General features: G+C 41.4%; 19 protein-coding genes. 6 read left to right on the top strand and 13 right to left on the bottom strand.

Annotation, left to right across the window (positions count from 1 at the left end; all coding sequences use genetic code 11):
• Positions 1–100 precede the first annotated feature (100 nt).
• The 7 genes from HUZ36_RS00175 to tmk form a co-directional block, all read right to left on the bottom strand.
• Positions 101–3,085: a TonB-dependent receptor gene (locus HUZ36_RS00175; RefSeq protein ID WP_176031695.1), complete on the bottom strand. Its 2,985-nt coding sequence runs from the start codon at positions 3,083–3,085 to the stop codon at positions 101–103.
• Between the two features lie 159 nt (positions 3,086–3,244).
• Positions 3,245–6,883: a sensor histidine kinase gene (locus tag HUZ36_RS00170; protein ID WP_176031797.1), complete on the bottom strand. Its 3,639-nt coding sequence runs from the start codon at positions 6,881–6,883 to the stop codon at positions 3,245–3,247.
• 521 nt (positions 6,884–7,404) lie between these two features.
• The gene (locus tag HUZ36_RS00165) at positions 7,405–9,243 is read right to left on the bottom strand and encodes an alkaline phosphatase D family protein (protein ID WP_176031694.1); all 1,839 of its coding nucleotides are present in this window, start codon (positions 9,241–9,243) and stop codon (positions 7,405–7,407) included.
• Entirely contained in the window at positions 9,227–10,021 is a 795-nt protein-coding gene (locus tag HUZ36_RS00160; RefSeq protein ID WP_147391392.1) for a TatD family hydrolase, read from the bottom strand. The genes HUZ36_RS00165 and HUZ36_RS00160 overlap by 17 nt, the downstream gene beginning before the upstream one ends.
• A gap of 7 nt (positions 10,022–10,028) precedes the next feature.
• A complete protein-coding gene (locus HUZ36_RS00155; protein WP_125251442.1) occupies positions 10,029–10,352 on the bottom strand; it encodes a PilZ domain-containing protein in 324 nt (107 codons plus the stop codon).
• Positions 10,353–10,363: 11 nt separating this feature from the next.
• Positions 10,364–11,263, bottom strand: a complete 900-nt coding sequence (gene holB, locus HUZ36_RS00150) for a DNA polymerase III subunit delta' (RefSeq protein WP_176031693.1) — start codon at positions 11,261–11,263, stop codon at positions 10,364–10,366.
• A 1-nt stretch (position 11,264) separates the two neighbouring features.
• Entirely contained in the window at positions 11,265–11,918 is a 654-nt protein-coding gene (tmk, locus tag HUZ36_RS00145) for a dTMP kinase (protein WP_176031692.1), read from the bottom strand.
• A 484-nt stretch (positions 11,919–12,402) separates the two neighbouring features.
• Here tmk and HUZ36_RS00140 point away from each other — a divergent pair, with 484 nt between their 5' ends.
• The 3 genes from HUZ36_RS00140 (at position 12,403) to HUZ36_RS00130 (ending at position 16,445) form a co-directional block, all read left to right on the top strand.
• Positions 12,403–13,584 (top strand): sugar ABC transporter substrate-binding protein, encoded by a 1,182-nt coding sequence (locus HUZ36_RS00140; RefSeq protein WP_176031691.1) that lies wholly within the window; start codon positions 12,403–12,405, stop codon positions 13,582–13,584.
• Positions 13,559–15,709, top strand: coding sequence for an ATP-binding protein (locus HUZ36_RS00135; protein WP_176031690.1), 2,151 nt, complete (start codon positions 13,559–13,561; stop codon positions 15,707–15,709). The genes HUZ36_RS00140 and HUZ36_RS00135 overlap by 26 nt, the downstream gene beginning before the upstream one ends.
• Positions 15,710–16,001: 292 nt before the next feature.
• Complete coding sequence (locus HUZ36_RS00130) at positions 16,002–16,445, top strand: hypothetical protein (protein WP_128730243.1); 444 nt, start codon at positions 16,002–16,004, stop codon at positions 16,443–16,445.
• Between the two features lie 40 nt (positions 16,446–16,485).
• Here HUZ36_RS00130 and HUZ36_RS00125 read toward each other — a convergent pair whose 3' ends face one another.
• Entirely contained in the window at positions 16,486–16,914 is a 429-nt protein-coding gene (locus tag HUZ36_RS00125; RefSeq protein WP_147389721.1) for an organic hydroperoxide resistance protein, read from the bottom strand.
• A gap of 193 nt (positions 16,915–17,107) precedes the next feature.
• Here HUZ36_RS00125 and HUZ36_RS00120 point away from each other — a divergent pair, with 193 nt between their 5' ends.
• On the top strand, positions 17,108–17,548 hold the full coding sequence (locus tag HUZ36_RS00120) for a MarR family winged helix-turn-helix transcriptional regulator (protein WP_176031689.1): 441 nt from the start codon (positions 17,108–17,110) through the stop codon (positions 17,546–17,548).
• A gap of 143 nt (positions 17,549–17,691) precedes the next feature.
• On the opposite strand, the gene HUZ36_RS00115 is transcribed toward HUZ36_RS00120, so the two are convergent.
• The gene (locus tag HUZ36_RS00115; protein ID WP_176031688.1) at positions 17,692–18,579 is read right to left on the bottom strand and encodes a LysR family transcriptional regulator; all 888 of its coding nucleotides are present in this window, start codon (positions 18,577–18,579) and stop codon (positions 17,692–17,694) included.
• Between the two features lie 107 nt (positions 18,580–18,686).
• Between HUZ36_RS00115 and HUZ36_RS00110 the strand changes: the two genes are divergently transcribed.
• A complete protein-coding gene (locus tag HUZ36_RS00110; protein ID WP_176031687.1) occupies positions 18,687–19,919 on the top strand; it encodes an MFS transporter in 1,233 nt (410 codons plus the stop codon).
• Positions 19,920–20,245: 326 nt separating this feature from the next.
• A complete protein-coding gene (gene sbcB / locus HUZ36_RS00105) occupies positions 20,246–21,715 on the top strand; it encodes an exodeoxyribonuclease I (RefSeq protein WP_176031686.1) in 1,470 nt (489 codons plus the stop codon).
• 41 nt (positions 21,716–21,756) lie between these two features.
• Here the strand turns inward: sbcB and HUZ36_RS00100 are convergent, their stop codons facing one another.
• From HUZ36_RS00100 to HUZ36_RS00085, 4 genes are all read right to left on the bottom strand, one after another.
• The gene (locus HUZ36_RS00100) at positions 21,757–22,986 is read right to left on the bottom strand and encodes a lipoprotein-releasing ABC transporter permease subunit (protein WP_125251454.1); all 1,230 of its coding nucleotides are present in this window, start codon (positions 22,984–22,986) and stop codon (positions 21,757–21,759) included.
• Positions 22,979–23,668: a lipoprotein-releasing ABC transporter ATP-binding protein LolD gene (lolD, locus tag HUZ36_RS00095; protein WP_128730253.1), complete on the bottom strand. Its 690-nt coding sequence runs from the start codon at positions 23,666–23,668 to the stop codon at positions 22,979–22,981. The genes HUZ36_RS00100 and lolD overlap by 8 nt, the downstream gene beginning before the upstream one ends.
• Complete coding sequence (locus HUZ36_RS00090; RefSeq protein ID WP_176031685.1) at positions 23,661–24,860, bottom strand: lipoprotein-releasing ABC transporter permease subunit; 1,200 nt, start codon at positions 24,858–24,860, stop codon at positions 23,661–23,663. Before HUZ36_RS00090 ends, lolD begins: the two co-directional genes overlap by 8 nt.
• A gap of 390 nt (positions 24,861–25,250) precedes the next feature.
• The gene (locus HUZ36_RS00085) at positions 25,251–25,565 is read right to left on the bottom strand and encodes a hypothetical protein (protein WP_125251457.1); all 315 of its coding nucleotides are present in this window, start codon (positions 25,563–25,565) and stop codon (positions 25,251–25,253) included.
• Between the last annotated feature and the right edge of the window lie 43 nt (positions 25,566–25,608).

Raw genomic sequence — 25,608 nt, 5'->3', positions numbered from 1 at the left:
ATAAAGCGAGTGAACCGTACCCGTAAGTCCACTCTGTATCAAATTTTGGTCGAGAAAATAAGCCAAACAAACCTGTTTGGCTTTGGCATCTTTAAGAAAACTAAAATGTAAACCTTGCAACTAATGAAGCGTAACGCTCTGTTTGACGCAGTGTCGCTAGGCCATAGTCGGGGTTAACCACCAATCCATTGTCTCCATCTAATGAGCGTTGCTCGTTGATGTCCAATGCCTTATCACTGTTAAGTAAGTTATAAATTGTTCCCTTCAGCAATAAATCATGCCCAAGTACGTCAGTAGAGTAACTCAATGATACATCCACTATTGTCGCCCACGGTAATTCGCCAACGCTACCGCGAGGTATGGCCTTACCATTTTCATCATAATGAGAAACATGGCCATAATCTTTACTTACACAATCATCCCATGGGCTGCCATTTCGGCAGCTATCCACACCAACTGGGTGTTTTGAAAAATAGTTCATCGGACGTCCTGAGGTGGTACGGGCAACCAATCCCAATGTAAACTCATCAGTAATGTCGTACGATCCAGATAGCTTTATTGAATGGCGGTGATCATTAGGCAAATTACCATAGCCGTTATCCATCAAATCAGCATAGTCATACGATGTTGTCCAACCGGGATCGGCTTGGTTATTGTCTGTCTTTACCAACCCCTCGGTGTTGCCGTAACTATGAGACCAAGTATAAGAGGCGTTTATTCTCAGCTTATCGGAAATATTTCCTTCCAAAGTGAATTCAAGTGCAAGATATTTACGAACGGCCTGCTGAAGTGCTAGTTCTTCAGCCGTTAGCGTAATATCATCAGCCTGCCCGTCGCCATCAAAGTCATAACTCATGGTGATAGCTTCACCAGGGTTGTTTAACACATAGTACGACCCCTGCCCTACATTGTCCTGTATACCTAGCTCTGCCAACTTCTTCGCAAGAACAGGGCCGACATCAGTATCTTCAACACTACGACCAAGATCACGATAAATTGCCCTCACACCAAAAGCCATATCATCAAAAATTGAGGTTTGATAACCCAAAGTAAATTCATCGGAATACATAGGCTTTAGAGAAGATGACGCAATTAGCCCCGGCTCTGTGATACCCCGTTGTCGCCATCGCCTGTCACGTAGCATTTCTCCACGACTTGGTGAACCATCTTGCAACAAAACGGGGTAACCATTACCATCAATTTGGTCTAGGTCAAAATACTCAAACCACTCTACTGATGCCGAGCCTTGAGTGATATTCATATTCGCGGAAACAGGCTGAAAGTACCGTCCATAGGTTACAAACACCTTAGACTCACCGTCACCATTTAGGTCATAAATTGCTTGCAGCCTTGGTGCAAGTTGATTGTCCATATCAACAAATGCGCGGCCATCTGTAACCGTATTCTCAAATTGGCTGTACCTAAGTCCTAAATTGAAAACCAGTTGCTCTGTTACTTGCCATGAATCGTTGACATAAAACGCCAATGATTTCACCTCGGAGTCAACTGTGCGTGTCCTGACCCGACGCTCAATATAGTCTTGCCCAAGTGCAGCGCCTGATATGCTATTTTCCCCTGCGGTCTTTACCGTCCACCACCCTTGTGCGTCTGCGAGTCCATTTTGTCCTTCAAAATACTCTACTTGTACTTTTGTGTAGTCAACCCCAAACAAAATTGCGTGATAATCTAAATCGATATTAAAGTCTAGCCGCGCTTGATCGCGTATAAATTCTTGTTCAGACACGCCACTGGCGGTGTGGCTCGATAGCGTTACTGTACTTCCCCGTTCGTCCCAGACCCCAGGAGCCGTTGATGCGACTATATTTTCGACATTTTCAGTCACTCGGCCTACCACTGCTGAAACCGAGAAGAAGTCACTCAGATAACCGTTATAGTTAACACTATATACTTTACCACCATCCTCCCCCGGGGCTGCCACACCTTGCTTATCACCTATGGTATTACGCTGCCAATCATAAGTGTAAGTTTGCCTTGTCCATTCTCGCTTGTTGTTCATTGCTGAAATACCAACAGAATGGTTTTCATTAATGAACCAATCTAACTTTGTGAACCAACGGTCTTCATCTCGGCTCCTATCATTGTAGGTCGTTTGTCCTGCCCAGCGACTGCCTTCTCTGCGGGGCGCAAATAAGCCGTAAAAAAACAGGCTATCTTCAATAATCGCACCGCTTGTCCAAACTTGAAGTGCTTTAAATGAATCATAATTCTGTTGTGTATTGAGATGGATTGTGCCGTTATCTAGGTAAGTAGAATCGTGATAACTATGTGATGACGAGGGGTCTATTCGTAATTCAGCGCCAAGTGTAAACTCATTATCCCCTGATTTAGATACTGCGTTCACTATTCCGCCTAATGCTCCGCCAAATTCAGGGCTGATCCCACCTGTTTTTATCTGAGTTTGCGCGATTGCTTCCCAAGGCAAGCGAATAGATCCTAAGCCTGAGCGAATGCTTGTTACATTAAGACCATTAAAATAATAACCATTTTCTGCTGACGATGAACCGCCAAAGCTTGATGCGCCTTTAAACGCATCACCACCGGGCTGCGCAGTGCCTGGGGCCAGTAAAGCGATACTCTCAAAGCCTGTGTTAACTGGCATAACTTTTAGCTCAGAGTCAGTAAACGTGACCCCCGCAGTCGATGACCCCATATCAACCCTGCGAATAGCTGTACCTGTCACTGCTATTCTTTCTATATTTTGTCCTTCTTTTAACAGTTGCGCGTCTAAAATAATTGCCTGTCCGATACTAAGCTCGACATTCTTCTCCAAAAGCGTTTCAAATCCAGCTTTATTAATAGACACAGTATAGGTGCCAACAGGGAGGTTACGGATAGTATATTCACCATTAGTATTTGTCTTAACGCTAAACTTTAATCCTTTGGTGTTGTGCGTAAAAGTCAATTGAGCTTGTGCCAACTCAATACCTTGACCACTTTTGATACTGCCTTTTACTGTGCTATTACCATCAGCAGCGACAGCTGTTGATGCCCCCATTACCATTGATAGTGCGGATGCCAGGAGCGTTTTACTTAGAATGTGCGTTGTGTTTTTGTTATTACGCATTGTGTTGTCCTTATGTTCCTATTGATGAGTGTGTTTTTAGGTAACAAGCAAACAATACACAATAGATATATTGTATACAATATTAATTATTCAATTATTGCTGATTTTATAGTTATTTGTTTTTAATGGTACTGAGGAGGACTATCCTTAGTCATGGTATTAAGAAGGAGAGGAAGACGTGTCTGATTGAATAGTGGCAGAACGAGTAAGGGGTACACGAATAGTAATTTCAACACCCTCGAACTTCGCGGTTTTACAACGGATCTCCCCTTTTAATAATTGCGTTACTAGGTTATACACAATGTGCATTCCCAAACCACAGCCACCTTGATTTCGTTTGGTTGTTACAAATGGCTCAAATAACGTTTTTTCCATTGTTTCGTCCATACCGACGCCATTATCACTATAAATAATACTCCAATGTGAACCGTTTTCCTCTACTGTTACTCGTACACACCCTGAGGCGCTATCTTCAAACCCGTGGATGACTGAGTTATTAAATAAATTTGCCATTATCTGGTAAATCGCACCGGGAAAAGTAGTAATATTTATCGACCTATTTCCATCTATTTCCAATTGCACTTCTTTATTTTTGGCAAGTGGCTTTAATGAGTCAAAAACATCGTTGATATACTCAAGCAGGTTAATATCACGTTCTACTTCACTGGACTGATCCACTGCCACTTGTTTAAAGTTGCTGATCAAACTCTCAGCTCGTCTTAAATTTCGTGTGACCAATAAGTAGCCTTCTTTTTGCGATGCAATGGAAGCGACTAAATCAGCTTGCTTTAGAGTTTTATTTTCTAGTTTATCAACTAGGTCAGACAAACAATCTTCATTATGAGACAGCGCTGTGATTGCTATACCCAAAGGGGTGTTAATCTCATGAGCGACACCTGCCACAACCACACCCAAAGAAGCCATTTTCTCACTTTCAATCAGCTCTTCTTGAGTTTGCTTTAGTTCAATCATAGCTTGTTCAAGCTTTTGATTCTTCTTGTAAAGCTCATCTGTTCTCATCGCCACCTTAATCTCTAATTGCTCATTTAGCGATTGCAGGGCCTGTTGATGTGCTTTGAGATCAGCTATATCCTTCAAAGCACCTGCAATGCGAAGTGCCTTATCATTTTCATCTCTTGCCACCACTTTCCCGCGGTCAAGCACCCAAACCCACTCACCATCTTGCCCTTTCACTCGAATAGCTAACTCGTATACATCTTCATTACCATCTACACAGGCTAGTAAGCGCTCTTCCAACAATACGCAATCCTTAGGATGCACAAACTGGTCTAGCTCGCTTAGAATAAGTTTGTCTTGCAATTCACCAAAGTTAATTTTTGGGTTGACACTATAGCGATATATGCAGCCAGACTCGACATGCCAATCCCATAGTTCATCGCCACTTGCCCACAGTGATAATTCCAAACGCTCTTGCAGGGCAGACATGGCTTGGTTATCTCTAAGCACCTTTCGATAGCGTTGCTGCCGCGCTCTAACAAACCCGACAATAATAAAAATAATAACTAGGCCGTATAATGTTTTTGAATATGTGTTCCACCAAAGCGGTGCATCAACATAAATACTGAACTCATGCACCGGGGACTGCATATTGAAACGATTGACGGTGTAAGTTTCAACTCGGTATACCCCAGGCTCTAACTGAAGTAAATTAATTTGCCGTGCACCATTTGCAAGTTTTAACCATTTGTCACTCAGCCCCTTTATCCGATAATAGAAGCTTAATTTTTCAGAACCAAAATCGAGACTCGAATACTGTAAAGAAATAATATTTTGGTCATGACGCAAGTGCAGTTCACTGGCCAATTCCGGTGCGACTGGCAATATCCCATTTGGGCTAGGCTTTATTGGCTCCCCAAGCAACTCTATTGTTGAAACCAAAATAGGTCTCGCACTATTTGAAATAGATACATTTTGAGGGAAAAACTGGTTGAAGCCTTTGGCTCCCCCCATAAAAATTCTACCGTCAGGGGCTTTCCATGCCGCGTTATAATTAAACTCATGAGCTTGTACACCATCAATAGGTAAAAAGTTATCTATTGCAAAGTCCATCACATTCACACGGGATAACCCGCCGCTTGTACCCAGCCACATATATTCGTAGTCATCATGCACAAGCCCCCAAACAGCCTGATTACCTAACCCATCTTGTTCGCCAATAGTTTTTACCACTTGCATATCTTTATCAACAAGGCTTACTCCTGCTTCACTTGCAATCCAAAGCCGTTGCCAAGGGTCTTCATCAATCATAAAAACTAAATTTGATTTCAGGCCATCTTGAGTCGTGATGTTATGTAACTGACCTTTGCTATATTTAAATAACCCCTCACCAATAGAGCCAAACCACAGGTCTTGACCTACGACTTTAAACGAAGAAACATGTGAGGGTGTATCTGGACGATTCTCAAAAAATGGTAATAAACGATTGGACTCGTTATCAAAACGCATAAGGCCAAGCGTTCTTGAGCTGACTAATATTTGTGATTGGTACTTTGTTATATCATTAAAGCTTAGTTCAGGGCCGTTTTCCGAGTCTGGCTGCAAATGCAGATATTCTCCTTGCAATAAGCCATATTTTATCACCCCGTCTCCTCTGGTCGTTAGCCACAAGGTATCGTCATAGATTTTTACTTGAGTAATAAAACTACCCTTTATCGCTGAAAGGCTAGGAAATAGCCGATAGGCCTCAATAAAACTAGACTGTTGATAAATATATAACCCTGATGAAGTGCCAATCCAAAGTCGTTCACTACTGTCCAGTGCAAAGTTGCGCACATCAGGGTGGCCAAGCGGTGCATGGGGGAAGTTTTGTTCTCCAACGTGACCAAATGACTCGCTCAATTGGCTGAAAAAATGTAACCCTTGAGATTCAGTACCAATCCATAAATCGCCATTGCGATCTCTTTGTACACTTAATATATTATTATCTTGTAAGCCATCATTTTGTTCGGCGCGACGATACCAATGACGTTTGATATTCCCCTGTAGATCCAGTACAAAAACACCATTATTTGACGCGACTAAAATCTCATTCGTACGCACTTTAACTTGGAAAATGCTAAAGTTTACTTTGTCGCTAATGACTTTTTTCCAAAGCACTTTATTGAACTTAGTGTCAAAAGCAATTATTTGTTCTTCATCATCAACCGCGAATATACGTCCATGAGACAGCGATAACGTCTTAAACTCACCGTCTAAAATAACCTTTGCACCGACTTTATCTTTTGGCTGGCTAACTAGGCCGTCGGCATTAAGATAAACAAATGCGTTCCTTGTTTCTTGTACATCGCGGACAAACTTGCCAGTTAAATATAACTTCTCAGGTTCAAGAGTTTGGTAGTTAACACGATAGGCATCCCCCTCTTCCGTTGACACCGTCACCGATTCGCCATAACAAGCAACTTTTTTTACTCTATCTGAGTTAATCGCATCATTGTAGGCAGCCAAAATAGATCGAAATAATCCAGCCTCCGCGTCATACACGCTAAGCCCTGTACTCGTTCCAATCCAGATGTATTTGCCGCTATGACAAAGAGAGGTGATAAAGCCTCCAGAGAGGTGATTTTTAGAGTTTTGTTTTACTTCAAATTGGATAAAATCATGGCCATCAAACCGGTTCAACCCAGATTGTGTTCCAACCCAAATGTAGCCAAGTTGATCTTGTGTGATTGCTGTAATTGTCACTTGGCTCAAACCAGAGCTGTAATCATAACGACGCATCACTTGTGCTGTATCGCTAAATTCTGGAAAGCTAGCGATGCTAGGTAAGCTCAACAACATACTCAATAGCAATACACCAATTCGGCCTATTCTATTCGTCAATGCAGTTGCTGTGAATTGATACCTAAGTCGGATCATATTTTGTTGATGTTTGCTTTCATTACACTAACTATAGCAAAAGCAAAAAAAGCGCATCATTTTTTATTTACATCGCGTAAATGAGTTAGTTTGTAAACAGAAATAGCTGAAGTAGCGGCACAAAAAACTTACAACGTAATACCAATTTGACTTAATACTTGCTCAATTTGAAGGAGTAAATCTGAAGCTAATAGCGTTAAAAATTTCTTATTTAGAACAACTGAATAGCAAAATTTTTGCCTTGCCTAAATGGATGTAGGTACCTTAGCGATAGCAGGACGCGGTAGCGGAGTTATCGACAAGTTTTTCTCGCCTCAAAATAGACAACTTAATTAAGAAAATTGGTATAACTCGCGCCCGATTGATTTCTTTAAATTCGGTAAGTAGTAAAAGTTTAACTGAAAAACTTAGGACTCAAGTTTTGAGCCCTAAAGGTAAAATAGTTAGAGTTCAAAATGGCTATGGATACCAGTGCCATGAAGCAGTTCGTATTTTTCAAGTAAGCCGTTATCCAGTGTGACTAAACTAATTGCCGAGTCTGAGACCAAATAACCATGGTCTTTGATAGATGAAGGATGTTTGCTAACAGACAGTTGCCAACGTTTAGTAAATAAATTTAGCGGACTATATTTGGCATACAAAATGGTATCTAGTTTGTCTAACACCTTGATCAATGGCTTTGGAAATTCATTTTTGATACCGGAAGCAGTAAGTTGCCAAATTCGGTTATCATGACGGCCAAAGCGCGCTTGAACCGAGAAACAAAATGAATAGTGTACATCACCAGATAAGATAATTGTTTCTTTCGGGGTATCAGGACGCTTGAAGATTTCAATTAGCTTTCTTGCAGCGCCTTCGTGTGCCATCCAGTTTTCAACATCCACCATTAAAGGCTCACCACAGGCATTAAAGACAGCTTGAATCGTCTCAATCGCTTTAACGCCAAATACAGGGGCTGGACTGACCATCAATACTGCACGATGGTCGATAAGCGTATCTTGCAGCTCCATCAACATTTCCCAGTCTAGAAGGCCACTTGGTTCATTAAAGTTTTGTTCGTTGCGCCAACGATGTGTACGGGTGTCTAATACCACTACCTTTGGAAAGGTATCTAGGCAATAATGCCAACGGGTAAAACGGCGTACTTGCCTATCGAACGCATCAAATTGCCACTTTTTCTCATGTAAGCTGTTTTTAAAACCGTCAAGCAGCGCACGACTTTGCTCAAAAGCATCGTTTCCGATCCCTTGAAATAACCAATAGCTGATCACACCATTATTCACTATCCTGCGGCTCACTTTATGATTTGCAATGGCCTGCTCCCACTTTGCTGTTAAGTTCCAGTCATCCGTCACATCATGATCGTCGAACATCATCAGAATGGGGACATTTGCACAAAGACGCTCGGCGCTTGATAAGGTATTAACAAAGTCCTTTATGGCAATAAGCTCAGAGTCAAATACTCGTTTATTGCGCTCGTTATTTCCCTCATAGACTAGCGCATCAAAGTCGACAAGCTGCCACGCAGTATGAGAAAAGTTTAATAAATAACAAGCTACAAACTCTTCGAAGAAGATAAGGTGATTAAACGCTTTCACGCTTGAGAAGTGTGCTTCATCCTTTCGAAACCAATACCCTGCAGAAAACTTTGAACGTGATTGCCAAGGCGTTTTTGGTAAGTATTGATGACGCTGATATAACTGAGCTTGCGCATCATCTGGTAGCTCAATCTCCAGTCTTGTTTCCGTGAAGAGGTCTAGACGTTGGATCAGCTGCCGGATAGCGAGGAGTGTGGCTCCTGCAACGTCATCTGCATATATCTGATCACCTGAAAAAATACATAAGTCAGCCCCTATCTCTCCTAGTTCACGTTGCTGTGCTTGCCACAGATCGGCTGTATGCAAGCTGTCTTTCGAATGGTGGTGTGGGTTGCGACAAGAGCCGTGTAAAATGTGAGTTAACTTATCAGGAACCGCAAATTGCAACGTTTCGCCATAACGCAAATACTCTGGACTAAAAGTATTTTCATTGATTAACAACACATAGCTTATGAGTGTATTTGTTGGCAAACTATTTTTTGGGCGTACCAGAAGTGTGTACAAGAAGCACGCACCGCCCAGCTGTATTTCTTCAACGTCACAATCGCTTTCAAAGCCCGTGAGTTTTACGTCAGCACTAACCGCTTCGCTGGAGGCAAATTGAATACAAACTGTACTTTTATCGACGCGCCTAAGTAAAGGCGCCATCAATACCAGTGGCAGCTGATTACGTTGTGCTGCCATGTTGGCGGTTTACCAAGTTGAACAACGAATAGAAATTATTGCTAGTCTGCTGAGCCAGTTCTTTATAGCTAACCCCTTTTAGATCCGCGATAAAATACGCCACATCTTGCACATATGCAGGCTGGTTAGTTTTGCCTCTGTGTGGAACAGGAGCCAAATAAGGAGAGTCAGTCTCAATCAGCAGCCTATCCATAGGAATTTGCTTTACCACATCTTGTAATGCTCTGGCATTTTTAAATGTCACAATACCAGAAATCGAGATATAAAAGCCCAAATCCAAAGCTTGCTTGGCCATTGGCCAGTCTTCAGTAAAGCAATGTAATACGCCACCACAATTTTGCGCATTGTGCGCTTTCATAATATCGATTGTATCGCTTTTGGCGTCACGAGTATGAATAATAAGTGGTTTTTGTAACTGATTTGCCACCTCAATATGCCCAGCAAAGCTCTCTTGCTGCACTTGATGAGTCTCTTTGGAATAATAATAATCTAAGCCAGTTTCTCCAATAGCAACGACTTTTTCGTTATTAGCCAAGTTACGGAGCTTATCAATATCTAGTTTATCTTTTTGGTCTAGGGGGTGTACACCACAAGAAGCTGAGACATCGTCAAATCTAGAAATTTTCTCGAGCATAGCGGGGAATTGCTCTAGAGTAACGCTAACACATAGGAAGTGTTCGACCTGTTTTTGTCTCGCATTATGTAATACTTCTTCAAGGCTTAAGCCTAATTTATCAAAATCTAATCTATCTAAATGACAGTGAGAGTCTACAATCATACTGGCTCTACATTGTGTAAGTGGGTTTATCTGAGTTCAAGGCTGCACCCAGTAGTTTATTTATTTTATCGTTTAAAGCTGGCGCATCAACAAACGCCACGCCAACTCCTGGGGGGTTAGAGTTTTGCGCTCCTTGTGGAGTTAACCATGCCACAATGACCTCCACCTCATCAGCTTCTAACGCATCAGGAAGCGTGACTCGTAGTGTTAACTCCTGTCCCATCTCAAAATGGGCATTTGACTTAATGAATATGCCCCCTGACTTCAAGAACGGCATATAACAGCGATAGAGCTCATCCAAGTCTTCAAAATCCGCAAGTAACTCTTGCATGTACCACCTCTTTATAACTGTTTTTGTAAGGCAAAAAGCAAATTTGAAATGCTAAGGCTTTGATTTAACCCTAACACATTTTTTTGTTCATACATAAAACGATGTATAAGGTTTAATAACGCTTGATACTGTGTAAAGCTGAGGCCTGCTTCTGATAGCATCGCAGACTTAACACGACTTAGCAAAAAGCGTGCAAATACATCACTCAACGAAGTGTGTTTTAATAGTATCTTTTCAACTTGCAATGCACTCTCGCCATCGAGCTTATTCGCTGCGTTAAATAACTGTGTTACCTCATCGATAAGCCCTTCCTTTTGCCACCCTGAAATCACAAAGGGCTGAAGTGAAAACTCTTGGATCCAAGGAAGGTTAGACCCGAGATCGTGCTCTGCTAACCATTTTGCAGCTTCTGTCAAACTCGGTGAGTGAATTGTCACTTTGTTGCAGCGGCTTAACACCGTCGCTGGCAATTTGCTATCATCATCACTGGTTATGAGTAAATATCTGTTAAAATTAGGCTCTTCCAGTGTTTTTAATAACGCATTTGCCGCAGAATGTGTCATCAGATGTGCTTGCTCGATTAGCGCAACTTTACTCCCCCCTTGCTGAGCTGAGTGGTTTAAAAAGTTGGTGATATCTCTGATCTCATCTACACCTATCGATTTACCATCAGGCGCGACAATAAGTTTGTCAGGGTGACTACCGGCAAGATTGAGGCTGCATGCTTTACAGCTCCCACAGGCAGTCAGTGTCTCAGCCCTATTGCAAAGCAAGGCATTAGCCAAATGTCTAGCGAGTACGCCTTTGCCTACGCCTTTTTTACCCGACAACAAGTGTGCATGATGCAAACGGCCAGCTTGCTGCGCTTGGGCTAGTTGATTAAGGGGAGTATGATGCCAACTTGCAAGCATATTACACTCTCGAGCTTAACTTAATATGTTGATCAATAAGCTTATCTACAAGTTCAATACTCTGCGCAAGCACGGTTGATTTACTCTGACTTGCATCAATTACAGTAAAGCGCGTTGGGTCATTTTTTGCCTGTAGCAAGTAACCTTCCCGGGCACGCTGCAAAAATTGTTGCTGCTCATCTTCTAGCCTATCTAACCCTTCCCCTCTTGACTTGACTCGCTTTAGTCCCTCTTGGGGGTCAAGATCTAATATGAGGTTCATGTCTGCTTTAAAATCTCCCAACGCGAGCCGATTAATCGTCGTTATGGTGTTGAGTTCCAGACCTCGTGCGTAGTGTTGGAAACTAAACGTCGCGGCGTCAAATCGATCTGAAATAACCACTTTACCTTGTTCAAGGGCTGGAATGATTTTTTCCCGCACATGCTGTGCTCGTGCTGCAGCAAACAACATCAATTCTGCCATTTCAGTCATTTCGGGTGTCGAAGGATCGAGAATGATTTCACGAATTTTTTCAGATATTTTTGTTCCACCTGGCTCTCGAGTCATCACAACTTCAATACCACGTTGTTTTAGGTGCGTTTCTATGCCTGAGATAACAGTTGTTTTACCTGCACCATTGCTGCCATCACAGGCCAGCATAAACCCTTTATTCATAACAAGGTTGTACTCATCATTCTTATTTGCTGTGTATTTTATCGTGTTTCTGGAAATTATTCATCGCTGTTTTCATTATAATTAACACAATAACATGACTATTCAACCTGAGCTTCGGATAAGTACCTATCATCATTTTGCTAGGCAAAGCAGTGATTGAAGAATTCACTAAGACTTATAGACATAGATAAAAACCATCCCCTACTTTGCCGATTTCACCTGTATTGATTCCAAGCGCAGAAATATAGACTACACTGACAAAGAACCAATACCTGCGCGATAGAGACATACTTATATCAATTTGACTTAATACTTGCTCAATTTGACGGAGTAAATCTGACGCTAACAGCGTTAAAAATTTCTTATTTAGAACAACTAAATAGCGAATTTTTTGCCTCGTTATCGACAAGATTTTCTCGCCTCAAAATAGACCACTTAATTAAGAAAATTGGTATTATTAAACTCACTACGGAATAGTTATTTTATGCAAGGTCGATTAATTTGTACTATTTTTCTGCTCTTGAGTCTTCACAGTGGTGCTATCCAAGCGAAAGCCAATGTCAGCATTGACATTGCAGTTGGCCTAGAAAATTTTGATTTTCAGCCACTTTTTGAAGAGTTTAGTGCGCAGACAGGCATCAAAATAAACATTTTAGCTTTCAATAATAACCAACTAAAAAGTGAGCTATTACAATACGCAGATGCGATGCAACTCCCCGATGCTCTAATTATTCCCAGTGACTATATGGGCTTGTCTGAATTACGGTTTTCAACTATACCGTCAAGTTGGCTTGCAGATAAACTCACACTGCGCGTCAAAAACACGAGTAAAGTGGGCGGAGTAATAAAAGGCATCCCCCTCATGTATGGTAATCATCTAGTACTCTACTATAATCGCTCGCTTGTACCCGAGCCAATAACAGATCTCCAACACTACATCCAGCAAGGCCACTTTAAAGCGCCCGAGTTAGGATGGAATTTTTATGAAATGTATTGGTTTATTACCTTTGTGAACGCTCTACAGGAAGAGGTTATTTTATCTGATCTGCCTCATCTCGACACGAGAGCGATGCGTTTGGCCTTATCAAATTACCAGTTACTGCTAAACAGTGGCATTATTGACGCAGATTGTGCGTACCAGTGTTTAATGAATCGTTTTAAAAGTGCGCAATTACGCTACTTTGTGAATGGCATTTGGGCGTATCAACAACTCAAAGATACTCTAAAAGATAACTTAGCAATCGCTTCCTTACCAAGATGGGGAGGACATCAGCTCATCTCGTTTGCATCATCCCACGTTTTGGCTTTTCCTGCGAACGCAGTCGAATCGGAAAAAAAGCCGCATTTGAAATTACTAGTTGAATTTATGCAAAGCCAACGTGTTCAAGATCGTCTTTGGGATGAGTTAAAAGCGCTACCAACAAATTCTGACAGCCTAGACAAGTTAACAAAGCGAAAAGATATTGCGTTAATACAGTTAATCGCCTCACTTAATCATACTTACCCACAACCTAATGAACCCATTATGGCCTATATTTGGGAAGCCATACTCAAAGGCCTAACACGCTATTTAGGTGGGGTGTATAGCGTTGAAGATACCACTGAGTATATGCAGTTTATCGTCACAAAGTCGCAGAAAAATGAAACAAAAGCACAGCATCGTTAAAGAAATAAAAAGAAAAATTACGACATTATTCTCAATTTTTTTATTGATTCTAGTCGCGATGGTTAGCTTTGCTCTGTTAGAACAACAAGCAGCACTCATACAGGAAGACCTTAAAAGAAAAGGAAACAGTCTGATCAACGATTTTAAAGCACAAATCAATGAATTGATCTATCAGCTCGCACCGATAAGTGAAGACTACATACTGTCAAGTTTGCCCAACAACTTATTATACACTCAGCATGCGATCAAGGTACTCACACAGGTTGTTGATAATAACGCGATGATTAAATCCGCTTTTATTAATGATGGCTCTATTTTTACAGTAGAGGGATACCCGTTTTACACCTTAAAATGGAACAGCAAAGTTTTCTCTGCATACACTAATCAAGTGCTATCAGAGCAAATGCGAACACTCAAAATTAAAAAACGTGTCGTATCGATGGCCGATATTAACGGCTCCCAAACAAAAGAAGCAAAGTTATTCTTAGAAATACCGCTCAGACAAAAGCAGTCATCTTTGATGCGCCCGTATAACCACACTGGCGTACTCTTTCTTGAACTTGATTTACAGCCATTCTTCGAAGCGAGCGAAAATAGCGGTATTATCTCGTTAAAAAGTGGCGATTTAACGTTAGAAGGGAGCGCAGAGCTGCGACATGACCAAACTGATTATCAAGATATTATATATTCTGCTGATGAGGACAGGATAAAACTAGAGCTGTTACTACATCGTCAATCCACCCCTTTTTCAAATGACATCATCAGAGCAATATTACTCATCATATCTTTTGGTTTGATTTTAGTTGCGCTACTAGTTTGGTATTTAAGAAAGTTGTCAAAACGGCTCATTAATCCAATGTTGATGTTGGAGCGCCACTGTGATCGGTTGAAGCAAGGCAACTATGTAACAACTACTCACGACTTTGAATTTAAGGAATTGCAAACATTACAAGTTACGCTTAACCAATTAGCCAAGCAAATTAAGTTGCAAATTAGCTCTTTAGAACATGAAAAAATAAAAGCGCAAAGCTCTGAACGCGCCAAAGCCTTCTTTCTAGCCAATATGAGCCATGAATTAAGGACACCACTTAACGGTATTTATGGCGTATTTCAGCTAATGAAACATCATAGCGATGCGATCAACTCAAACGAATTGATCACTCAAGGAATGACATCAACAAAAACATTACTCAGTTTATTAAACGACTTACTCGACTTCTCAAAAATTGAAGCGGGTGAATTAAAAGTGGAGACTGTTGCAGTTAATTTGATCCGTATCGCAACGGAAGTTAAACATGAATTTATTCACACGGCTGACAATCTCAAGGTACCCTTGATAGTTGATTGTGAAAAACTAACCTCCCCTCACAGGTTGGCAGATCCTTTGAGGCTAAAACAAATCCTCCGTAATTTGGTCTCAAATGCGGTCAAATTCACCAGTTCTGGAGAGATCCGTATAGTCATGAAAGATGCTGGAAAATTAGTATCTATACAAGTTATTGATACCGGCGCAGGCATTAATAAAGCGACCGTCGACAGCTTATTTAAGCGCTTTCAACAAGCGGATCCCTCTACAACGAGAAAATATGCTGGAACAGGGCTAGGACTTGCCATCGTAAAACAACTTACTGAGCTGATGGGTGGCACCATTTGTGTACAAAGTGAAGAAGGTGTTGGTAGTGAATTTAAGCTTGAGCTAAACCTAAGTATTTGCGCTACACCTTTGCTGCACGCACACCAAGATATACATGCCGTCCCCCAACTCAAAGATAAAAACTTATTGTTGGCCGAAGATAACCCGTTAAATCAGAAAATATTTAGCGCAATGATAAAGCCAACTCAAGCCCAGCTAGTTATCGCCAAAGATGGTGAGGAAGCGATAGAACTATATAAAAAAAGAAAGCCCGATATTTTCTTTATCGACATTCAGATGCCAAAAAAAGACGGCTTGGAGGTATGCGCAGAAGTTAGGCTTGATAACAAGCAGATTCCATTAATTGCGGTGACTGCAAATGTAATGTCAGGAGAGCTTGAAAGTTATCAAAAGCTTGGCTTTGATGCCTGCGTTGCAAAGCCTATCGATATGAAAAAGCTCTATGAAGTAATTAATACACTCATCCAGTAAAGGGCACTTTTGCCCTCCTTCAAACAAAAACATGTATTAAGATCATAATAATTTCAATATATTCACATTAGGTAAACATTGAATGTGTCACGCTCCGGTAATCAACTTGTGGTGTGGCTAAAAAACAGTAGTGATATTATCGACAGGGTTTTATCGCCTCAAAATAAATCATAAAATTAAGAAACTTGGCATTCAAATTTAAAGCTTATCACGCAGCCAACGCCCAGATTCACCCCTTAGCATTCAAAATTACTAATTGACCAGATATTCAACTTCATAGGAGTCAGAAGGAATGACAACCATTGTTTATAACGCCATTACAGCAGAGATAGCCTGTGATAGCAGAACCACTACAGACAAGATTATTGTTACAGATAATGCCCAAAAATGGTTTGACCACAATGGCTGGAGGGTATTTTGCACAGGTCAAACGTGCGATATACATAACCTAGAGCACAACTTTACCAACAGCCAGTTTGACAAAATAGAGAGTTTAGAATTTATAAAATATCATCCACACAAAGGGGTGTGGTATGGCTATGTGAAACATGGCACCTGCAAATCAGAGCCACTAACACAATCCTATGCTATTGGCTCTGGTCAGCAAGCAGCGATGTTTGGCCTTCTCAGCGGTTTTGATACCGTTGAAATTATTGAGCAGGTCAAACAGATTGATTTTCGAACCGGTGGAGCGGTTCACAATTTTAAAACCACCCTCCCACTTACAACAGGTTGAGCCAATATTGAAAAAACTGGCCCAACAAAGCAGCATGGACTTAAATCACAGATAACTCAACTGCAATATTTCCGCGCGTAGCATTTGAATAAGGACATACTTCATGAGCCTTGTCGACCAATGCGCGCGCCGTTTCTTTGTCTAATTCCCCAACTGAAACAGCTAACTTGACTGCAATCCCAAAACCTCCCTCAATCGGCCCTATAGCAACCTCGGCATTAATATACGTATCATCTGGCAATGTCACTTTTGCCTTTCCCGCAACTAGTTTTAATGCACCAATAAAGCATGCTGCGTAACCTGCTGCAAATAATTGCTCTGGATTAGTACCTTGACCGCCATCGCCACCAAGTGCTTTGGGTGTTGATAACTCGATATCAAGACGACCATCATCAGACTTTGCAGTGCCTTCTCGTCCACCAGTCGCGGTCGCGTTAGCTGTATACGCTATACTCTGAAGTGCTTTCATCTTGTTCTCCTCAATTTCATACCATTTGGATAATCACTCAAATGCTAGCAAACACAGCCTGTACTCCAGATGAAGTCATGCATGTTGCCAACAATTTATTTTGCACACAAAATAATATGCGAAAGCATTTAGAATTGCAAATACTTTGCGTGCAAATTAAAATACCTTATCAATACAGTAATAAAAGAATACGATGAATTACGCACAACTAAATTTAGATAGACAAATTTGTCATCGTTTATACATGGCTTCAAATGGCATTGCCCGAGCATACCGAGAATCTCTGCTTGAGCTTCAACTCACTTATCCGCAATATGTGGTCATGATGGCGCTGTGGGAGCAAGACGAAATCAGCATTGCTGAGTTACTAAAAAAGACGGCTATCGATGGCGGCGCAATGACACAGATTTTAAAGAAAATGACTGACAAAGCGTTGCTTACTATCGTTAAAGATGAGCAAGATAAACGCAAACGGGTTGTAAAACTGCAAGTTAAAGGTAACGAGTTACGACATCAAGCAGCGAGTATTCCAGAACAAATTCGCTGTAAATTTCCGAGTATCAATGAGGACAAAGCAACAGCACTTATTGCGCTACTAGATTTGATCAATCAAGATTTAGCGAGCGCTGAATAAACATATTTTTATGAGGGGTGTTCATCTGTATAAGCCATAAAAGTGGTCTCAAACTGACGCTCTCTTTCTCGGTGTATTCGAATGCAGTGCATCTAAGATAGCCTTACTTCAGTGATGCAATTATCATTCAAAGTTGATAACGTTTAAAAAGTCGCTTGCAAGTGCTGCAAAAATGCCGTGATTTTTTTTGCAAGGTGTTTTCGTCCCGCGTACAGCGCATAGAGCACGAGATCTTCTGGCGGATGCTCCAAGTTTATTGGTATAAGTTCGCCTTTTTCGATTTCAGATCTACATGCCTCTACTGGTAAAATAGCAAAACCAAGTCCTTCTAGCGCTGCTAATTTGGCCACGCTTCCACTGTTTACTCTAAAACTTGAATTAACATGTAGCGTTTTTAACTGCCCATCTTCTAATTTAAATATCCAAGGTGTTCCGTTTAACGCGGAGAGTGTTGAGATGCAAGGTAAACCCTGCATATCTGATAAAGTAAATGGGGGCACATGTTTTTTAAGTAGGTTAGGTGCTGCAACTACAACGCTTGGTAATCGCGCAAGCGCTCTTACCACCCAGTTGCTATCTTCAAGGTTCCCACGATGGAAGTAGAGCACGAGGTCAAATCCATCGAGTAAACTCTCCCTTGGACTAAGGCTAGTATCACAGCTGATTGATACTGAAGGATAAGCGCTACAAAATGTCACGATTGCCCTACCAAGTATTGGAATATCGGGCATCAATATGCGCAAATGCCCTGTCGGCGTGCTTGCATGTCTAGTTACTTCTTGCACCGCATCTGATAATGACTCAAGCAGCGGCTTTGTACTCTCATACAGTTGCTCACCAGCTTCCGTGACAGAAATCCTTCTTGTTGTGCGCTCCAATAATCTTGTATCAAGCTTTTCCTCTAGTAAGGCGATATGTCTACTTACATTTGAAGTCGGGATCCTTAAAAGCTCGGCGGCTTGTTTAAAGCTCAAACATTCATAAACACAATGAAAACTCTTTAACCACTGATGATCTACTTGGTCAGTCATTTTATTAGCCCAAAAAGTGGGTTTATGTATCCAATATAACGCACTTTATTACCTTACTGAGGTTAATACAATCATATTCTCTTTTGTTAATTTGATTATGGATATACATGCTTTCAGCCTCGTTAAACAACTCAGTGCACTCAAGTGCCACATTTGGATTATGTTTTGCCATACATTTTCTACTCGCTTTGGATGCTTTAATCATTGTTCCTTTTAGCGCGCAAATGGCGCTTAGCACTCATACCAATCCTGCAAATTCAGGACTATTAGTTGCAGTTTATGCAGTTACTGCCTCACTCGTTTGTTTATGGGTTCGTGGCGGTGAAAACGCTGGTAACGAAAGTCGCAAACTCATTAGCCTACTACTCGCAGCCGCGTTTTTTACGCTTTGCACTGCGTTGCTCAATAGTTTTTACTCGCTTCTAGTTGTACGAGCATTAACCGGCCTTTGCGCGGGTGCAGCACTTGTACTTAATCTTAATCTTGTTGTTTTGCTCAGCGACCACCACAACAAAAAAAGAAATACAGCGATATTACTAAGCACATTTCCTTGTGCCCTTGCGATAGGAATACCCGTACTTTTATTTATCACCGAACATGTCGGCTGGCAGTCGAGTATATTTCTATTAGGCTGCTGCTTGGCTATCACTGCACTGCTGTTTCTGTTAATTTTTATGCAAAAGCATAAAAGAAATATACCAGCGAGTGTCAATCATGATTGTCAAATAAAACAAAACAACATCCATCTATTTAATAAAAAGTTAAGCTTTGCCCTACTCTTTAGCTTTGTTGTTGTGATGAGCACATTTATCATTTCAACTCAGTTTCCCGTCATGCTAATAACCAACTTCAGCATTTCCAATACGTCACTTAGTTATTGCTACCTACTCAGCGGTGTGTGCTCATTTATTGTCATTCAGCTATATGCGAGAAGTAAGTTTAGTAATAGAACCACATCGTATTTAGTTTACTTCCTAAGTGGGGTTATGCTACTGACTGTGTTGGTTGGCTTTAATACGAGTCGAAGTACATTCTCAGCGGCACTTTTTATACTCTTTATCATTGCGAGCTCTTGTCGTTCAATGATTTTGGTAACAGAACTTATTGTTGCTTTACAAGCGCAAGAACGTAGTGCCTTTATTAGTTTACAAAATGCAATTCAACACTTTGCAATTGCTGCAAGCGGCATCTTCGCAAGTCTATTGGTCAAAACTGAAGACAATCAAACACTGAATTTTAACACCCTAGTCGCTGTAGCTACCCTATTAATCAGTGTGACGATAGTCATGTGGAAACATGTTAATAGATTAGGCCATAATTTCACCAGCGAGAGTCAGTAATTGAGTATTAGATAACTCGATTCTATAAATCTTGTACCAATTATCTTGATTAAAAGGCCTATTTTAAGACAAAGATTTTGCTATTTTGTTGTTCTAAATAAGAAATTTATAACGCAATTAATGTCAGATTTACTCCTTCAAATTGAGCAAGTATTCAGGCTAATTGGTATTACTCTACACGCCCCCCTATGCGATAATACTCGTGAATACGATTCCTTTATGGTGGTAACTTATTTACCACCATATACACATGACCTTATACAGTTGTGATACCATCACCGCAGATGTTGGCCAAAACAAAAATAGTTAAATAGCACCTGGACTTTATGACAAATAAAAACCAATCGGAAACACCAAATAACGCTCAGAATATCCCAACCATCTATTGGCATGATTACGAAAGTTGGGGGGCTACGCCGCAAAAAGATAGACCAAGCCAATTTGCTGGGATCAGAACGGATCTAGATCTCAACATTATCGGTGAACCTTTGATTGAGTATTGTCAACCAGCTCCTGATTACCTCCCTCACCCTCAAGCATGTTTGGTCACTGGGATCACGCCGCAACTAGCGCTAAAAAAAGGCCTCACTGAGGCAGAGTTTATGGCTAAGATCCACACCGAATTTGCAAAACCGCAAACTTGCGTTGCTGGGTACAATAGTATCCGCTTTGATGACGAGCTCACCCGTTATAGCCTGTATCGAAACTTTTATGATCCATACGAGCGTGAATGGCAAAATGGCAATAGTCGATGGGACATTATCGATCTTGTTAGAGCATGTTACGCACTGCGCCCTGAAGGGATTGAGTGGCCAACCAAAGACGATGGTAGCCCCAGCTTTAAACTCGAGCATCTAACCGTTGCCAACGGTATTGAACATGGCGCAGCTCATGATGCACTAAGTGACGTTACTGCAACCATTGCACTGGCAAAATTGATTAAAACTAAACAGCCTAAACTGTACGATTTTTACTTTAACCACAGACATAAAAAGGCCGTGTCGAGCCTTATCGATGTCTTTAATATGCAGCCTTTAGTGCATATCTCTTCGATGTTTCCAGCTCAGCAAGGTTGCACTACGTGGATTGCCCCGATGAGTTTCCATCCTATTAATAGCAATGCCGTGATCTGCTTTGACTTGACTCAGTCGCCTGAGGTACTGAACGATCTTGACGTTGAGGCGCTTAAAGAACGGCTGTACACAAAACGCAGTGAGCTGGGCGATGATGAATTGCCGGTCGGGCTTAAATTGCTTCATATCAATAAGTGCCCATTAGTGGCCCCCGCTAAAACCTTGTTGCCAGAAAACGCAGCAAGGCTAGGGATTGATCGTGAACAGTGCCTTGAAAACTTAAAATATCTCAAAGCGCGACCAGAGTTAAGAGATAAGGTTGCAGACGTATTCAGCGATGACAAAGGTTTTGAAAAGCCGAGTAATCCAGATTATCAACTCTATGATGGCTTTACTAGCAAAGCAGACAAAGCCAAGTTTGCAATAATTCGCAATGCCTCACCACAAGAACTCGCAACTATGGAGCTAGATTTTGAAGATAACAAGTTCAACACAATGTTGTTTCGTTACCGTGCGAGAAATTGGCCAGAGTCACTATCACCTTTAGAGCTTGATAAATGGCGTAAATACTGCCAAAACAAGTTAATGCACAATGATGACAACCCATCCATTTCGGCTGAAGACTTTATGCTTGAGCTAGAAAACCTTGTTGCTGAGAATGAAGGTAATGAGCGCAATATGCAAATATTAAAAGCGCTTTATCATTACGCACAAAGCTTATAGTTGGAATAGGCGTGCCTTTGGCCGCCTATTGCTCTTGCCGATTAGCCATTTCCAAGTACTTTGGCAGGATCGGTTTTTGTAGCCTGCCAAGCTGGATATAAGCTTGCAACTACCGCCATAAAAAACGTCGCTAGTAGGCTGATGTAAATATCAGTCCAAATAATTTTACTAGGCAGGTACTCGATAAAGTAAACACCTTCCAGCGGGTTATCGTCGCTCATGCTAATCCAAGCTTTAAAAATATCGGGAATATTGATGGCGATAAAAATGCCAATTACCGTGCCTAGCAGTGCACCGATCCCAGCATAGGTCACGCCTTGTAGCGCAAATGTCGAAAAAATCGTACTGTCTTGTGCGCCCATGGTTTTTAAAATAGCAATATCGGCTCGTTTTTCTTTCACTTCCATCACCATGGAAGACACGATATTAAAGCTAGCTACCGCTATAATTAAAAATACGACAAGATAAACAATGGTGCGTACCATCTGAATATCTTGATATAGCCCACCTTGTGTTCTGAACCACGATGATACATAGACCAAATCGGGCAACGCTCTGCCCGCAGATGTCGCAATGTATTGCGCTTGGAATACGTCACTCACTTTCGCTCGTAAATCCGTTACCTGATCCTCTCTAAATCCCATCGCCTCTTGCAGTGCGCCAAGTGGCACTAAAGCTAATGTTTGGTCAACTTGCCCACCCATGGCAATCAGTCCGGCCACAGTGGCAGTTAATCGCTTTGGTGCAGCCAATGGATTGTCGGAGTGCTTGTTTGCGACCAATAGCTGCACATTATCTCCGATCGCGACGTTCAGTTTGTTTGCGATCCCCTTCCCAATAATGACTTCACCCGGCTTCAACGCTGGTAGCTGTGTTCCTTGGATAAATTCGCCAATACTTGAGACTGCGTGATGCCTATGCGGTACAACCCCCTTCAACTGGGTAGCTTTCAACGTACCTTTATACTGTACCATTGCGGTTAAATTGATTTCAGCAGTCGCACTGACAACGCCTCGTTGATCTTCCAAAATATCAACCTTTTGTTGCCATGACTGAATGGGGTCATAAGGTGCTTGATAACTCACTTGCGGGACCACAGAAAGCAGCCGCTGCTCTAGTTGTTCTTCAAACCCATTTATCACTGATAGCGCAATAATTAACACCGCCATGCCCAGCATGACGCCAAGAGTTGAGGCCCTTGTTAGAAAACCAATAAAGCCAAGCTGACGCTTAGACTCTCTAAAGCGTTTGCTCAAAAAGTAACTAAGCATCCTGATATACACCTACTTTACCGTCATCCAGTTGCACCGCACGACCAAGCTTGTCAGCTAGCTCTAAGTCATGGGTTACGACAACAAAACTGGTTTTAAGGTGATGATTAAGCTCAGCCAGGAGATCATAAATTTTAAGTGCATTGTGCTTATCGAGATTCCCTGTAGGCTCATCTGCAAGCACCAGATCAGGCTCAGTTACTAACGCTCGGGCAATTGCAACTCGCTGCCTCTCTCCACCTGAGAGCTCCGAAGGTTTGTGGTTAGCACGATGGCTAAGGCCAACTTTATCGAGCATATTTAATGCTTTTTCTTGTGCTTGCTTAGTTTTCAAACCTTTAATCAATAACGGCATTGCTACGTTTTCTAACGCACTAAACTCCATCAACAAGTGGTGAAACTGATAAATGAAGCCCAAATGTTTGTTTCTAAATTCAGCTTGTTTTGCACGTGACAGCTGACCAACTTCGACACCTTTAATTTTCACACTACCTTTAGATGCTTTATCTAAGGTGCCTAGAATGTGTAGTAAGGTACTTTTGCCCGAGCCTGAGCTACCCACTATAGCTAGCATTTCGCCCTGTGTGACAGTAAGATCAACCCCTTTTAACACAGTTACTTCGGATTTACCATCTTGGTAACTTTTAACCAAACCTTGACAGTCAATAACTAAATCACTCATATCTTAATACCTCTGCTGGCAGCACACTGGACGCGCGTTTGGCTGGGTACAAAGTGGCTAAAAAGCTAAGTAAAATGCTACCCATCGCCATGATCATTAATTCTGTTTGCTCTATTTTGACAGGAAGTTCAGCGCCGCCAAGCAACTGAAGACCGGCAAGATGTAATGCTTCATTTATGTAATTAGAGAGTAATAACCCACCAAAAATCCCTAGTATCGTTCCAAAAATACCGTTATACATGCCCTGTGCCATAAAGACTTTAGCAATCATTTGTGGTGTGAAGCCAAGTGTTTGTAAAATCGCAACCTCTCCTTGCTTTTCACTTACCATCATTGACAACGCTGAGATGATATTGAACACCGCCACGATCACTATCAACCCTAATAACAATGACATGATGCGCTTTTCCATCGCTACTGCAGCAAACAATGTACCTTGCTGAGTTTGCCAGTCCTGGGTATCAAACCCTTGCAACAAATGACCTGCTTGTTGATAAAAATCTGGTAGATTAAACGCATCAAATAATTGAATATTGAGATCATATTGCTCTGGCTTTTTGCGCATTAGCCGTTGCAAGCTTTTGCCATCTGCAAATGCCAGGTAAGTATCGGCTTCGCTCTGACCATCATAAATAGCCGCAACCGTAAATAAACGTTGCGTTGGTGTACGACCAAGTGGGGTATATGTGGTGTACTCTGGCATAATTATACGGATTTGCTGACCAATACTTACACCTAGTTTGTTTGCCAAATAACGGCTCAATGCAATTTGGTACTTGTGCTTGTGTAGCCGCGTTAGACTCCCGCCACGAATAGCATCATCTAGGACGCTTTCGTACCCTTCAAACAACCCCTGTAACTGCACGCCTACCAAGTCTTGATTGGTTTGTAAAATCACATCACTGGTAATATAGGGTGATACTTGCTTGACTAATGGGTGATCTTCTATCGCCTTTAGTTTTGTCTGATCGAGTTGCTCACTTTCCTTAATTTGCACATGTGGGATCAGATCAAGCATCGCAGCTTTGAGGGTCTGCTCAAATCCATTCATAACCGAACTTACCGTGATCAAGCTCATCAGCCCAAGTGCTATACCCGCAATAGAGAAAAATGAGATAAACGATATAAACGCATTACCTTTAGCTGCGCGGCTATATCTTAACCCAACAAAGAGGCTAACTGGTTGAAACATAATCTATCTCGTAAAAAACTGCTGAACGGATACTATCATACTCAAAAACAGATTGATGGCTGGAAAACGATAAAAAATGTGACAAACTATAAATTTTTGTGGCCTTGGATAGAAAAAGTGCAGTCCTAGTTGAGGCGTAAGACCTTGCTTTGGGTTGCCGTATTATTTAAATCAACATTGTGACGTAACGGCTTTAAAGATAAAAGCTATATCTAGCCGTTTGATACATATCGGTTACTCTAACAAAACGAAAAAAGCGGAGCATAATAATATTCCGCTTTCAATAAATTTAGTTATAACTAGTTACTTAATGTCGTTATCTATTTTGAGTTAGGTCTTTAAAATAAGATTTGATGCCTCAAACAGACTCAATATTAAGTGGGTTAGATCTTATTGCTCTAAGTAACAAATAACAGCAGCTTGTTTTGGGTTACTTTGCGTATCTTCAATTAAATAACTCGCCTTCTTACTGTTTTGGCATAAACACATGTCATAATGGTTGATCATGTATGCGTTACCAACAGCATCTTCATCTGTTTTTTGGATGCTGCAAGTTGGCTCTCTCCAAATTGGATCCCAGCCACTTTGACCAATTGCAACAATTTTTATATTTTGCTGTGCAACTTGTACTTTTGCTTCTTGGGTTTCTTGCGCTGATACAGATAGTGCTACGAATGCAGCAAGTGCAGTGATTAACTTTTTCATTTTGTTCATCCTTAATTATTAATTTGGTTTACGAAGATCTAAT

This window comes from Pseudoalteromonas sp. McH1-7 (assembly GCF_013366255.1).
GTDB classification, from domain to species: domain Bacteria; phylum Pseudomonadota; class Gammaproteobacteria; order Enterobacterales; family Alteromonadaceae; genus Pseudoalteromonas; species Pseudoalteromonas peptidolytica.
This window is presented reverse-complemented; position numbering and strand designations above follow the sequence as displayed.